The following is a 14258-nucleotide window of genomic DNA, read 5'->3' on the forward strand; positions in this document are numbered from 1 at the left end:
CTGATCCGTCCCCAGAATAGACATGGATGATTAAATTATCATCATCGACATACGGTGCACATAAAACTTAATATTTATCAACATGTTATTTACATCACAAGAAAAGCATATAAAGGTCGCAAAAGGAAGTAAAGCGGTTAAGCGGCAGAGGGGAGGAATACCCCTTTTTATTAACCGATCGAGCGAGCAAAGCGCGGCAGGCCGCCCTGATATAAGCGAATTGCGGAAGGCAGCATAACGAACGTTTGCTTCGATGCGGCGGCGAGCCGCGGCTTTATTTGCCGGCTGCAGCGCGCGCCTCGCCGGTGCAGTTGCGTCCCTCCCGCGCGACTTTATAGAGATGCGTCGCATAAGAGTCGAAATGATCGGAGAAGCCCCCCTCGCTCACCGTTACCAATCGCTGCTCATCGAGCACCTCCGTCGGGCCGTCCGTCACGGGCAGGGAAAGGCGGATGCGCGCGGGGACGGGGAAACGGCTGATCGATCCTGCAAAGATGTAAATATGGCAATCGTCTTGCCGGGCGATGGCGACAACGCTGCCGGGCGTCGCGGCATCGGTCTCAATCGCCACCGCGCCATCAAGATCGGGGCTGTTCAGCACCGGCGCGAGCGACTGCAGCCGCGCGTTGATCGCCGCGATGTCACGGCTGAGCGCCTCATTTTGCAGTAACGATGCCTCGATAAAATACGGGCGGAACTGATGCACGAAATATATGATGCCGCGCGCGCCGTGAATAATGCTGAGCCAGACTAGGCGGCGAACATCGTCACCGCTAGGCGCAAGGTCGGGGTTGGAGACGCCGCTCGCCTCGATCACGCTCCAGACCGGTTTCGCGCCGCCCGACCAGCGGATCAGGCGATCAACCCCGCGCGCGACATAGTCAAGCCTGCCCCGCACGCTCCTGTCGCTATGGGTGAAGGGGTAGATATCGAAAGAAAGGATGTCCCCGCCGCCGACATAGGTTTTGTAGTCTTCCGGATGGTTCGTGCGCGTCCCCCGGCCGTGCCACACGTCCCAGGCGACGCCCTGCCCGAGGTTGAGAAGAACAGGCCGGTCCGGATCGCGTGCCTTCATCTCCTGATAAAGCCGCACCACCTCTTGCGGCGGGACGGGCGGGCCGAAGCCGCCCCCGTCCTTCTGCTGCGCGTTGTCGGGCTCATCGGGCATGATCCAGCCGGCGATAATATCGGAATAGGTACTTTGGCGCGCCAGATCATTCTGCGGCGCAAAGACCGCCATTCCCGCGGCCATGAGATCCCGCAGCTGCCGCTCTGTCGGCCCGTCCCAGAGCCCGGCGTAGAAATTGATGCCAATCGCCTTGTAGGCGGGCGCATTTGCGGGATCCTGAAGCCAGACGCCGACAGGAAAGACATCAGCCCGCGCGAGAAAGCCTGAGGGTGCCGCGCCGCCCGGCTCCGCCGCCGGCGAATGGGCAAGGGAAAGGGTGAAAAGACATGCCGCCGCAACAAGGGAGAGACGCCGAAACCTCATAGGATTTCCTTGCGGTCTCCTTCAAGCACAAGGCAGCTGAGGACATTGGAATAGAAGGCGCCCGTATCGATGCCGATGCGGTTCTCCTTGAATTCCGGCTCCGGAATAATGCTGTGGCCGTGCACGATGACCTTCTCATAGAGCCCCTCGTGCGACAGGAAGCTGTTGCGGATCCAGAGCATATCATGTTCGCGCTGCTCATCGACCGGATTCGCCGGATCGACGCCGGCATGGACGAAGAAATAATCGCCGAGGGTGAAGCTGCTTTGCAGTGTGCCGAAAAACTGTAAATGGGAATCGGGCAGCTTTCGGCGGAAGCTGCGAATTATCCTGTCGATTGATTTCTCGTCGAGCGTCGCAAGATCGACGTCGACGCCATAGCTCTTGAGCGTCGTGTCGCCGCCGTAATGCAGCCAGCGCTTGCCCTTCAGCGGGTCCTGGAGAAAGGTCATCATCGCCGCTTCATGATTTCCCTTGAGCATGATGATACTGCTGTCGGCGCGGGAGAGATCGATCATCATGTCCACGACATCCTTGCTCGTCGGCCCGCGATCGACGTAATCGCCAAGAAAAATTATATGGCTCTGGCGATCGTTATGGCGCGCCCGGTCTGCGGCGATCCGCTCAAGAAGCGGTGCCAGAAGATCGGCGCGGCCGTGAATGTCGCCCACCACATAGGCGCGGTGTCCCGCCGGCAGAGCCGCCTCTTTCAGGGATATCCGCGGACGCTCCGGCACGTCTGCGGATTTTTCAATTGCGGGGGCGGGCCGCCTTGAAATCAGCCTGTTCAATCGAGCCAGAGGCATCCAGAAGATCTTTCGGTTCGGACCGGCCTGTGACTTGTTATCGGTATCGACCGGCAATGGACGCAGTTTACTGATTTTCACCCCCATACTCTATCAACAACACCGTGAACACTCATAGATAAAAAAAGTGGCAGCCCCGTGACCGCCACTTTTTAGATGGGTACTGAAATGCTACTTTGAAGCAGCTGGGTACAAATTGCTGCTTCGACTAAAAATTCACTGCGAAAAATTTCGTGAGCATCAAAATTCATTCATTCCCAATTCGAATTGTCTTCACCGCGCTGTCGGCCGAGCCAGAAAATTGCTCCGACAGCGCCGGCGAAAAGAAGAGCTGCGGGCGAGAGAACGTCAAAACCGGTGGGGGCCGCCTGGCCGCGCGCCATCGGCTGCAGCCCGGAAATATCGGTCGATGCGACGGTCTCGATTTCGGTGGCCGTTGCAATGCCGGCGACAACCGAAATCGTCATAAGCGCGAGTAGAGCCGCTGTAACAAATTTCCCGAACAACACGTTTGTGTATCCCCTACTGGTTCCCTTAATTGCCCTCAAGGCATGACAACCACATAGCCCTGATTGACGACAGAATTATGTCCGGGGCGCGTTTTATGCATCCCTCATATGGGGGATAAACGGAAAAAAAAGCGGATTAGTCGAAAATTTATCGAAATAACGCCCCAAAATTTCGTCGCGGCCGACATTTTTTTCATCATGTTGCGCGACACGGCATCGCGGATTTGGGGCCCTCTCGATCCGCTCCCCCCAAATGATTGATCATGCGATCACCAGAACAGGCAGATAAAAACAGCGATGCTCGCACTTTATCAAGTTAATCATCTAAGATTCATTGAGAATTAAGAACATCTTGCGCAAATCAAAAAAAATTTTGATTTAATCTTCTCGTTTTTAAATTGAGCTCGAAGCAATACGTATAGATATTTTAATAAAGATGTAACAATTAATTACTTACCTTTAAATAAATTTGCTGATTTTTTCGAAAGAGTGAATATCTTAATAAAGGATTAACGGGAAAAAGTGGCCATACAAATTTGCCAGACGCCACATTCTGGCCTCATTCATAGACATACTGGCAAAATCGTCAGGTTTATCGAGCGTTTTGTTTACGTAAAATTTTTTGTTTTTTCCGTATGTCGCGTGGCATCGATAAATCTGAACGATTTACTAACCTGATAAGTAAGTAATTACGTAAATTGAGCTTTAATTTTATGTTAACACATTTGTTGTCTATTGATTGTACTTTAGAATTAGCAGGTATCAGGTCAATAAAGTGCCGTCATTTTTTAGACTTTATTAATTTTGAACCCTTGCGGTAAGAGTGAGCAATATTAAAATGGCAAACACCACAATAACAGTGTCAAATAGTGCACAATTATCAGCTGCACTTAAAAGCGCCACTGGCGGCGAGACAATTGTTCTTTCGTCCGGAAACTACGGCGACTTTAATATCAGTAATGCAAAATTCAGTTCTGAAGTCACCATTGTTTCTGCCAATCCCGACAAGATGGCAGTCTTTGATACAATTACTGTCCAGAACTCCTCCAACATTATCTTCGATAGTGTTGAAGTCGACTTTAAGCCGACTGTTAATACCTATTCACACGACAGTTCAGTCATGGTTAGTCGTTCGTCTGACATTATTATCAGAAACTCCCATATAGAAGGTGAGGTCGCAACTCAGAACGGCGTCGGCAGTGTAGCCGGATATCCTGTCGGTCGCGGTATAACGATTCAGTATTCAACCGACGTAACTCTCGAAGCGAACGATGTTTCGTATTTCCATAAGGGTATCGTGCTTCACGAAACGAACGGAACAGACATTGTCAACAACTCGATCGAGCATCTTCGTGGTTCTCATATCGTTGGTACAGATGTCCATAATGTTGAAGTTGACAGCAACTATTTCGGCGCTGTAACACCGCACAATTACGGCGGAACGGGCGATCACGGCGACTATATCCATTTCTGGATTAATAATGGTCAATCCAAAGACAGCGCGAATATAACGATTACCGATAACTATTTTACGCAGGCGTCTGGCGATCCAATGATGGGTATTTACATCGAGGATCACTGGGACACGGCCGCTAAATTCAAAAATATCGTTATCGATAATAACGTAATGCATCTCGCCCACCGCCAGGCTATTCTGATTGAAGGAGCCGATGGTGTTCAGGTGACGAACAATACGATGCTGCCAAGCTCCACCGTCCCGAACCAGACCCCAGGCATCAATTTCAACCTGGCGACAAAGAATGTCGTTGTCACCGACAATATTATTTCGGCACCGATTGCCCAATATTCAAAAGACATTGGCATTCTGGAATCTTCGAACAATATTTTTGTCCAGGGCACGAATTCAAGCGCAGATAATTATATCGGCAAATTGTTCAACGATGGGCTTTCATATATTCCCAGTCTTGACGATCTCTCGACAAAAACTAATCTCGGCGCTGGCGCGAATTTGAAAGACGTCGGACCAGGTTCGTCACATGTAAAAGAACCGACCCCGAGCACTCCGAAACCAGTCGAGAATGACGATGACAATGGCGTGCCTCCGGTCGTAGAAACGCCGAGCTCTGGCGTTGATAATGACAAGCCTGGCAAAAATCCGCCGGCCGAGTCCTCCGAAGTCAGCGATCCTGTCGATACGGACGTACTTCTCCAGGCAACTATGGATGGGGCCGCTAAAAATGCCGCGAACTCGTCATCAACTGTATCAACGAAAGGCGATGTTCGTTTTGTAGAAGTTGATGGCCGGAATGCGGTCGACCTGAACGGCGGAGCAATCAGGTTTGACGCGAATGACAAGTTTTTGAATAACGAAGCATATACCGTCAGCTTTGACTTCAAGAAAGAAGCCGCCTCGGATTCTGGTTACGCGATTTATTTTTCGTCCAGCTTTGTCGTGAAAATCCACGCTGAAACCATTTCAGCTATGGTGGCTACATCAAACGGCACGAAATGGGTGACGCTTAACGACATCGATATCAACGATACAAACTGGCACCAAGTCGTCCTCACTTTCTCTTCGGAGAGCGGCACCGCCATGTTCCATGTTGATGGTGAGGAAGTAGCGACCATCGATGGCTTCGACGGAGCAATCCAGAAAGGAAATCAATGGCATGATTTCTTTGTTGGCGGCGAATTCGGAGATTCTTTCACAGGGCTAATCGACAACGTCAGCTTCGAGCAAGGCGCCATCACCTCTAAACAGGTTGCCGAAGCGTACGAAGCTTCATTTGGATTATCCGATGTTTCCGAAGATGGCACCACGGAAGTAGTTGACCAGACCCCTGAGAAACCCGAACAAGTTGAAAAGCCGGCAGAAACCGAGACGGGCGACAACGAAAGCCATGCGGGTAGCGGAAGCGGCGGTACCAGCGGTAACGACAACACTGATATCCCTGATCTTAGACCGGAACTGGAAATCGCCGCGCTTAACCAGGCGGCGTCCGAATTCGGGTCCGGTGTTCATAATCTCGGCCGGGGTGATGAGTATTTCGGTCAGGATGATTTTACAGCAAGCATCACGTTCGCGCTCGATAGCCTTGATGATGGTCGTCAGCGACTGCTGTGGAACCACATGAATTATGGGATTCAGATAGACAATGATGATCTGGTCATATATTTCGCAGAAGATGGTCAGCAGCTTAAGGTATATACGTTTAAAGACGCTATCAAGGATACCGACTGGCACGATGTCCAGCTCGTCCTGAACGATAGCTCAGACACTTTCTCCGTATACCTCGACGGCCAGCAGCTGAAGGTTCAGGACGGCGTCACCGGCGGCGTTTCCGAGCCGAAATGGTGGGATGTCACCGTTGGCGGGACCGAGTTCCAGAATGCGAACGAGTTCAAGGGTCAGATCGCGGACTTCTCAATCCTCGATCACGCGGTCGAAATCGACTCTGATATGTCGGTCTTCGAGCGGACGGCCTACATCGACTCCTTTGATGACATGCATCACGCCAACCTCGACCTGATTGGTGTTGCACTGCATGAGGATCAGCTCAACTTCGCATAACATCGGCGAAGGCTTGAATCAGAAACGGCGGCTCCCAACAGAGCCGCCGTTTTTTGTTGCAAAATGATGACAAGCCGCGGTACGCCTGCGGCACCCCCCTTTGATCAGCAGACCGTGCTGCCCCGCCAGTCCCGTTCCGATCGGATTTCCTGCCGATAGGCGAGGCCAAGGGCGATTACCGACAAAAGCCCGAGCGTCTTGATGCTCGGGTGCGCCATGAATTCACGCATGAGAACTTTCACCGCTTCGCGGCGCTCCCCGGAGGTGGCGAGAATTTTCGCGCAGTAGCGGATAGCGGCACGCTCAGCATCTTCAAGCACAGCGCGGCTCCTTGCCGAAATATTGGCAAGCGCCGGCGCGGCGAGCACATAATCGATGCTCTCCGCCCGGCTCTGCCAGAGCGCGACGCGATCCTCGGACATACTATGGGCGCGAAGACGCCAGATCCCGCATCTGTCATCGATATAGGCAAGCGTGAAATTGAGCAGCAGCTCCAGCATATAGTTGAAATCCCCAGTCAGCCTGACGCGGGGGTCGAACACCAGGCCGTCTTTCAGGATCTGTTCAATGGCTGTACGGCGTACCAGACCGAAATTGATCAGCGGCGTCGAGGAATCATAGAGATAGGCCTTGAGAATCTCTTCTGGCCGATAAAGGCGGACGTGCGGTGGGTTTGGGATGCTGCGATCCTCGACCAGCGCGAACTGCTCCTCAAAGGCGCGGTGAAAATTGCCAAAGCAGAGCGCCGCCTCGGGTGTTTCGGCAAGAACGCCGCTCGCCCGCTCCATGAATTCCGGAAAATAGAGATCATCGCCATCCAGAAACGCGACAAGGCTGCCCGTTGAGGCATTGAAGCCCGTGTTACGGGCGGAGCTGACGCCCTTGTTCCGCTCATGACGGATGAAAATCACCTGTTCCATGCGCGGGCCGAGCGCCGCCACCGTATCGTCGGGACTGCAGTCATCGACAATGATGATTTCGTCCGGTCGGCGGGTCTGGTTCAGGACGGAATCAACGGTCGCGCAAATCGTATTCGCCGATTTATATGCCGGAATAATGACCGAGATCGTTTCATTGTCGTTACGCATTTAATACTCCGCACCACCATATTTTATTTTCTTCTTCTGCAATCCCGCCGTTATGAGCAACAGAAGCACAAAGGTTTTCAGCGACGGCGCCTTCTTTAACTCCTGCCAGAGAGAGAGCCGCGCCGCGCCGCGCTCCCCGCCGTTGTCGAGAAGGCGCGCATACTGACGAACGGCCGAGGCCCGCATCCGCTCAAGATACGCGACATGATGGCCTGTCAGGAAATTCGGCCCCGCGTTGGCGACCAGAGAGGCTGTCGCTGCGGCGCGTGAACGCCACATTTTAATCTGATTGCGCGACAGGCTTTCAGGGCGGAGAAAGTAAATGCCGAGCGGCGCCTTTAAGTAAAGCGCATCGTTCTTCGCGAGCAGACGAACGAAGAGGTGAAAATCCTCATTCGACTCAAGCTCCGCCGAATAAAGCCGACCCGCAACGACGAGATCATCGAGCGCCGCCTTGCGAAACAGCGTGAAGGACGGAATGAACGCGCCGGTATTGTTGAGATAAAAGGTGAGCCCCTCTCCCGTTCGAAGCCGCGTTGCCGCCTCTCCCGATTCCTTGTGCGCCTCCAGGATCGGCGCGGCATCGCCGTCAAAGCATTTGTAGAAGCCGGTGAAGCAGGCCCCGGCCGCAGGGTGCGTGCGAAGCGCGTCAGCCGTCCTCTCAAGAAACTCGGGACAAAGAATATCATCCGCATCGAGAAACAGGAGATACTCCCCCCGCGCTTCGCGAAAGCCGGTATTGCGCGCATTCTGAACGCCGCGATTGACCTCATGGCGCAGAACGCGCACCCCGGAATATCGCCCCGCCAGCAGCGTCTCGACCGGGTTGGCGCTGTGATCGTCAACGATGATGATTTCATCGGCGCGCCGCGTCTGGGCCATGAGCGAGTTCAGCGTGACGGGGAGTGTCGCATCGCAGTTGAAACTCGGTATGACAACGGAAATGGTGGGATGGGGCTGTTGCGTCATGGCACTTTCGGGAGGATAAACCAGGCTCGGCATTACGCGCCGACAAGACGCGGCGGAGCCGCCTCCACTGGTGCGACAGGCAGCAGCGCGTGCAGCACGGCTTCGAAATCGGTCCGCCAGCGATCCCAGTTCAGCTCGCGACTGTACTTCTCCCGACTGTTACTGGCCATTTGGCGGAGCGCGCTCTTATCCTGCCAGAGGGCGGATATCGCCTCCGCATACTCCGCGCCGCCGGCGGTTGGCGGCAGCAGGAGGCCGGTTTTTCCATCCTCCACAACCGAGGGAACGCCGCCCGTCGCGGGCGCAATGACGGGCGTTGCAAACGCCGCCGCCTCGGCAAAGACCAGCCCATAGGCCTCCGCCCGCGTCGGAAGCACGAAGAGAGAGGCTTCGGAGAACAGGCGGTTGTAAAGATCGAACTGCGCCGGATCGCTTTTGCGGATATGCCTGTAGACCGTGACCCCGTCCGGCGGTTCGCCCTTGAACGGATCGCAGCCGACAATATCAAGATGCACTTCCATCCCCTGCTGCTGCAGTTTCTGAAAGGCCGCGAGGATGATATCGCCGCCCTTGCGGCCCCATTCCTTGCCCATAAAGAGGATATTGCAACGGCCACTGAATTTCCGCTCAAGATACGCGTCATCCACCGCAGGCAGCGCGCCGACATTGGCGCCAAGGCGGATAAGCCGCAGCTTTTCCGGCGCGGCCGCATAGTCATCACGCGCCGACGAAAGCGCCCAGTGAGAGGGAAAAATTGCATAGCGGGACATATCTATGACGCGCTTTTCGATGCCATTCGCCTGCCGCCAGAGCCACCCCGGCACCCGGCTGACATCCGGATAATAGTTGGTCATGACGAGATATGTCGCATCGGAAATATGCAGAACCGGGACGTCGGTCCGGATGCTCGCAAGCTCCGGCGAAGCGGCAATCCCGACAATAACATCGGGTCCAATATCCTCTATTTCCTGTTGTAGTTTCCTGCCGATCGACCGACTGTAGAGATCTGTCGTCGAGAGATCGACACTCAGCCCGAGCGGCTTGAAGATCCCCTGGCAGACACGCGCAAACAATAATCGCCAGTCATGTTGTCCGGCGGTGACAATCGAAACGTCGTCTGACAGCTTCCTGATCTCGCGCGTGATAAAGTACGGCGTTCCCGACCATGCGGAAACATTCGCTGGATCATGGCGTGAGACGATCACGATTTTCATTAATTTGCGCTTTCAGCTCCGATATTGAGTGGTCTCAAGCTACAAAATTTTGGTTTAGAAAAAGTAAAAACCAACAACTCGCAATGTCATTCACTAATATTCATCGAAATTTCGCGGCGTTCATAAAAGACGCTTGAACCACGATCTCGCGATTACCGGGAAGCACGCTCACGCAACGCTTGTATTAGTCGATCCGCGTGCACTGCTATCATGCATTTTCCATGACGCCAGTTCAATATGAAAACACGGGAATTCAGCTGTCAGCTTTCGCGCAGCGCACGATTGAAACTGAGAATGATCGGATTGATGAAATAATCAAGCGCCGTTCTCTCGCCGGTCACGATCATCACATCCGCCTGCATGCCGGGACGAAGCTGCTCTTTTTTGATTTCCGAGGCTTCGAGATTTTGAATCTGGATGCGGGCCAGGTAGTAGAAATTACCGGTGCGCTCATCCTCGAGGCTGTCAGCGGAGACGCTGAGAACCGACCCTTCCGCCGGCAGGGAGAACCGCTGGCTGAAAGCGGGGAAGCGGATCTGCGCCGGCGCCCCGATGTAGACCGAATCGATATCTTTGGTGTTGACCTGCGCTTCGACGATCAGCTGGACATTGTCGGGAACGATATCCATTACCGTCTCGCCCGGCTTGATCACGCCGCCGGTGGTGTGGATCTGCAGATTGACAATATAACCGTCGTTGGGCGCGCGGATTTCCGTCCGCGACAGCACGTCCTCAGAGACGCGGCGCTGCTCTTCAAGGTCAAAGATCTGCCCCTGCACATCTTTCAGCTCGGCGACAACTTCGTCCATCAGCTTGTTGGACAGCTCGCGGATCTGCAACTCAACCTCACCGATCGCCTGGCGGGTCTGGGCTATTCTCGAGATGCTCTGACTCTGGTTTCCGTTCAGCTCGGCGAGATTGCGCTGCAGGGCGCGCAGCCGTGACAGCGGCGCCAGCTTTTTCTCCACCAGCGAGCCGACATCGCGGATTTCCTCATTGATCAGAGCGATCTGCCGCTTGCCCGATTCGACCTGGCCTTCAAGGCCCCTGATCTCCTCTTCCAGCTGCACCGCCTTCTGCACCAGAATGGTTATCTGGCTGAGGTGCGAGGTGCGGCGGGATTCAAAGATATTCTGCTGGCCGCGGATTGCCTCCTGAATGGTCTTGTCGTCCTTCTGCTCCAGCAGCCACTGCGGATATTCGATTTTTTCAAGCCCGTCCCGCTCGGCAATCAGTCGCGCCCGCTGGGCAAGCGCGATCGCGTAGCGGCTGCGGACAATCTCGGTAGAAGCCCGCGACTGGACCTCATCCAGCACGATAAGCACATCGCCCTTGTTCACGAAATCGCCGTCGCGGACCCGAATTTCCGACACGATGCCGCCTTCCAGATGCTGGATCGACTTGCGGCTGCCTTCAACGCTGACGACGCCCTGCGCAATCGCGGCGCTGCCAAGCGGCGCAAAGGCGGCCCAGCCGACGAACGCTCCGAAGAACAGGAAGATAACTACCAGACCGAAGATGATCGGCGCACGCACGTTCATCATTGCTTGATTTCCTCGATATATTTAAGTGCCCCGGCCTGATCGCCCTTGACGAACAGGGCGTAGATTTTCGAAATATCCGCGTCGCTCAAAGGGTGCGTCGTCAGGGACTGAATTTTCGCCTTGATCTTCTCGCTCGGACCCATGGTGAGCACAGCCGGGCGCCGCTTGATGGTTCCGCCTCCATTCACGCCGCCCATGACGGAATGGCCGTTGCTGCCCTTTGTTGCGACCGGCCGGATGGTTACCCTCTCCGGCGGCGTCGCCTTGCGGGGCGTCACTTCCTTGATCTCCGTCACCTCATCTTGCGGCACCGTGCGGACGATGGTCTGCGAGCGGTCGGGCGTATCGTCCTTTTTCCGGACCTGGATCGCCTGATTGGGCCCCGGCAGCGCTTTCTGAATGCCCTGCAGCTTCATCATCACCTCATCGCGCGGGCCGAATTCCTGCATGATGCCGTCTTTGAGGACAAGGATCTTGTCAACATGACGGAGGATATTGGGCCGGTGCGCGATGACGATGATCGTCATGCCTTCGGCTCTGAGGGTATCCATCGCCTGCATGAGGGCCGATTCCCCGATGCTGTCGAGGTTGGCATTCGGCTCGTCCAGCACCAGGAGGCTCGGATTGCCGTAGAGCGCGCGGGCAAGCGCGATGCGCTGACGCTGACCGCCGGAAAGCGCCGCGCCGCCTTCGCCGATTTCGGTCTCATAGCCCTTCTCGAGGCGAAGCACCATATCGTGAATGCCGGCCTTGCGGGCGGCCGCAATCACCTCCGCCGGATCGCCGTCACCCATGCGGGCGATATTCTCGCGGATCGTGCCGGAGAAGAGCTCAATATCCTGCGGCAGATAGCCGATATACTGACCGCGATCGTCCGCGCTCCACTCGGCGACATCCATCTCATCGAGACGGGCATGGCCAAAGCGCGGCTTGAGATTGCCGACCAGCAGCCGGACAAGCGTTGTTTTCCCCGCCGCGGTCGGGCCGATAATGCCGAGCACCTCGCCGGGATTGAGGCCAAAGTTGATATTGCGCAGGATCGGCTCTTTTGAATTGGGATGCGTATAGCTGAGGCCCTCCACCGAGACGGCGCCCTTGGGACGCGGCAGCGGCATCAGGTCCGTGCCTGTCGGCGGGCTCGCCTCGATCTGCGCTTTCAGGCGGCTGTAGGCGGCGCGGGCGGAGAGGAACCCTTTCCACGAACCGATCGCCTGTTCGACCGGCGCGAGCGCCCGGCCCATGATGATCGAGCCCGCGATCATGGCGCCCGGGCTCATTTCGGCGCGAATGACCAGCCACGCACCGGCGCCGGTGACGCCAATCTGCAGCATGATGCGGATGAATTTCGAGGCGGCCGAGATAATGCCGCCGCGATCGCTCGCCTGCGCCTGCAGGGCGAGGGATTCCGCGTTGCGGGCATTCCAGCGCTTGATGAGCTGCGGCATCATCCCCATCGCCTCGATGACATCGGCATTGCGCGACGCCGTCTCGGCCTGCTTCATGGCGATCATCTGCTGCCCGCCGGATTCGCCAAGAAGATTTCGCGTCACCCGCTCGTTGATAATGCCAAGTCCGAACAGGACAATGGCGCCGAGCAGCGCAATCCATCCGAGAATTGGATGCAGGAGAAACATGATGCCAAGAAAAATCGGCGCAAAGGGCGCATCGAGGATCGGAAACACGCCGGGCCCGGTCAGGAAAGAGCGGAAGGTGCCGAGATCGCGCAGGGCCTGAATGCTCGCCTCCCGCCCTGTCGCCAGGGTTGAGAGAATGCTCGCCGTCAGGGCCGCGCCGCCGACCTGTCCATCCATCCAGCGGCTCATCCGCACAAGAATAAACGTACGCACGCCTTCCAGCAGCGCCATCGTCAGCAGCGCAAGCGCCGCGATCAGCATCAGAAGAACCAGGGTATCTGTATTTCGGCTGGTAATAACCCGGTCAAACACCTGCATCATGAAGAGCGGCGCTGTCAGCATCAACAAATTGATGGCCAGCCCGAACACGGCCAGAATGATGAAGACCCGGGAACACTTATCTAAAGTTTCCTTCAGAAGCGGGTTTTTTTGATTGCTCACGCTTCCCCTCATTAACCATAGCCATCGATGTGGCGGATCATATTGATTGAAGGCGCCTTTGCCAATGCTCGATAGGCGCCAATCATATAAAAAAACATTGAATGAATTTTTAATATTTTTGGATGATAAAACGTTCAGGCAGCCGGAAATGTGAGGCTGTCCTCCGAACGCCGAAGCAAACTATTGTTGCATTATGGCCATTTTTGGGGGAATAGTTGAAGAAAATATGGCATTACCTTTGTGAAGATCGGTTTTGCCATGTTACAAGCCGATTGTCGGGTTTAACCATTTCTGATAGTTTTTGTCAGAATATTTCGAGAAAATTAGGGGGAGGCACATACGTGTTTACACTTCTGAAGATAAAGTCCGCCGCCGCCCGGACCGTAGTGATTTCACTGGCGCTGTTTCTTTCTGCCTGTGCCGCTCAAAACCAGGCTTCCTCGGTCGCGCCCGCATCACTCGCCGAAGCGCCTCAGTATCTGATTGGTCCGCAGGATGAACTCAACGTGTTCGTCTGGCAGAATCCGGATCTCTCCGTAACGGTCCCGGTTCGCCCTGATGGACGCATTTCGGCGCCGCTGGTCGATGACATGATGGCCGCCGGCAAGACGTCGCAGCAGCTCGCCCGCGATATCGAGAAAGTTCTGGCGAAATATGTTCGCGACCCGCTCGTCACCGTGACGGTTCAGACGTTCAACGGCCCGTATGACCAGCAGATCCGCATCGTCGGTCAGGCGGCAGAGCCCAAAGCCATCCCCTACCGCAGCGATATGACGGTTCTGGATGCGATCATCGCCGTTGGCGGGATGACCGAATTTGCCGCGGGCAACCGCGCGGTTATCGTTCGCAAGGAAGGTGGCGAAGAGAAGTCTTATAGAGTCCGTCTCGACGATCTGATCGTAGGCGGCGATGTTTCTGCAAACGTTCCGCTCCTGCCGGGTGACATCCTGATTATTCCGCAAAGCTGGTTCTAGTAGCGTTGCGGCAATTTTGATTGCCGTATGGTATAGAGGGTGGAAACAATAGAAG

Annotated in this window: 10 protein-coding genes; 2 read left to right on the forward strand and 8 right to left on the reverse strand. The window is 55.2% G+C overall.

Annotation, left to right across the window (positions count from 1 at the left end; all coding sequences use genetic code 11):
- Positions 1-274: 274 nt before the first annotated feature.
- The 3 genes from V7Z56_RS06560 to V7Z56_RS06570 all read right to left on the reverse strand — a co-directional run bounded on the left by V7Z56_RS06560 (position 275) and on the right by V7Z56_RS06570 (position 2765).
- The gene (locus V7Z56_RS06560) at positions 275-1492 is read right to left on the reverse strand and encodes a hypothetical protein (protein ID WP_334128569.1); all 1218 of its coding nucleotides are present in this window, start codon (positions 1490-1492) and stop codon (positions 275-277) included.
- Entirely contained in the window at positions 1489-2229 is a 741-nt protein-coding gene (locus V7Z56_RS06565; protein ID WP_334128570.1) for a metallophosphoesterase family protein, read from the reverse strand. Before V7Z56_RS06565 ends, V7Z56_RS06560 begins: the two co-directional genes overlap by 4 nt.
- A 320-nt stretch (positions 2230-2549) precedes the next feature.
- Complete coding sequence (locus V7Z56_RS06570; protein ID WP_334128571.1) at positions 2550-2765, reverse strand: hypothetical protein; 216 nt, start codon at positions 2763-2765, stop codon at positions 2550-2552.
- Positions 2766-3645: 880 nt separating this feature from the next.
- On the opposite strand from V7Z56_RS06570, the gene V7Z56_RS06575 reads away from it, so the two are divergent.
- The gene (locus V7Z56_RS06575) at positions 3646-6339 is read left to right on the forward strand and encodes a LamG-like jellyroll fold domain-containing protein (RefSeq protein WP_334128572.1); all 2694 of its coding nucleotides are present in this window, start codon (positions 3646-3648) and stop codon (positions 6337-6339) included.
- Positions 6340-6443: 104 nt separating this feature from the next.
- Here V7Z56_RS06575 and V7Z56_RS06580 read toward each other — a convergent pair whose 3' ends face one another.
- The 5 genes from V7Z56_RS06580 to V7Z56_RS06600 form a co-directional block, all read right to left on the reverse strand.
- Positions 6444-7427, reverse strand: a complete 984-nt coding sequence (locus tag V7Z56_RS06580) for a glycosyltransferase family 2 protein (protein ID WP_334128573.1) — start codon at positions 7425-7427, stop codon at positions 6444-6446.
- Positions 7428-8396 carry a glycosyltransferase family 2 protein gene (locus tag V7Z56_RS06585; RefSeq protein WP_334128574.1) on the reverse strand — a complete coding sequence of 323 codons (969 nt, stop codon included), beginning with the start codon at positions 8394-8396 and terminating at the stop codon, positions 7428-7430. It abuts the gene before it with no gap.
- A gap of 32 nt (positions 8397-8428) precedes the next feature.
- Entirely contained in the window at positions 8429-9610 is a 1182-nt protein-coding gene (locus V7Z56_RS06590; protein ID WP_334128575.1) for a glycosyltransferase family 4 protein, read from the reverse strand.
- 260 nt (positions 9611-9870) lie between these two features.
- Entirely contained in the window at positions 9871-11154 is a 1284-nt protein-coding gene (locus V7Z56_RS06595) for an HlyD family type I secretion periplasmic adaptor subunit (RefSeq protein ID WP_334128576.1), read from the reverse strand.
- Positions 11151-13229, reverse strand: a complete 2079-nt coding sequence (locus V7Z56_RS06600) for a type I secretion system permease/ATPase (RefSeq protein WP_334128577.1) — start codon at positions 13227-13229, stop codon at positions 11151-11153. The genes V7Z56_RS06595 and V7Z56_RS06600 overlap by 4 nt, the downstream gene beginning before the upstream one ends.
- Before the next feature lie 341 nt (positions 13230-13570).
- Between V7Z56_RS06600 and V7Z56_RS06605 the strand changes: the two genes are divergently transcribed.
- Positions 13571-14203, forward strand: coding sequence for an XrtA/PEP-CTERM system exopolysaccharide export protein (locus V7Z56_RS06605; protein ID WP_334128578.1), 633 nt, complete (start codon positions 13571-13573; stop codon positions 14201-14203).
- The last annotated feature ends 55 nt before the right edge of the window (positions 14204-14258 follow it).

Origin of the sequence: Sneathiella sp. (assembly GCF_036844445.1) — a bacterium.
Lineage (GTDB): Bacteria > Pseudomonadota > Alphaproteobacteria > Sneathiellales > Sneathiellaceae > Sneathiella.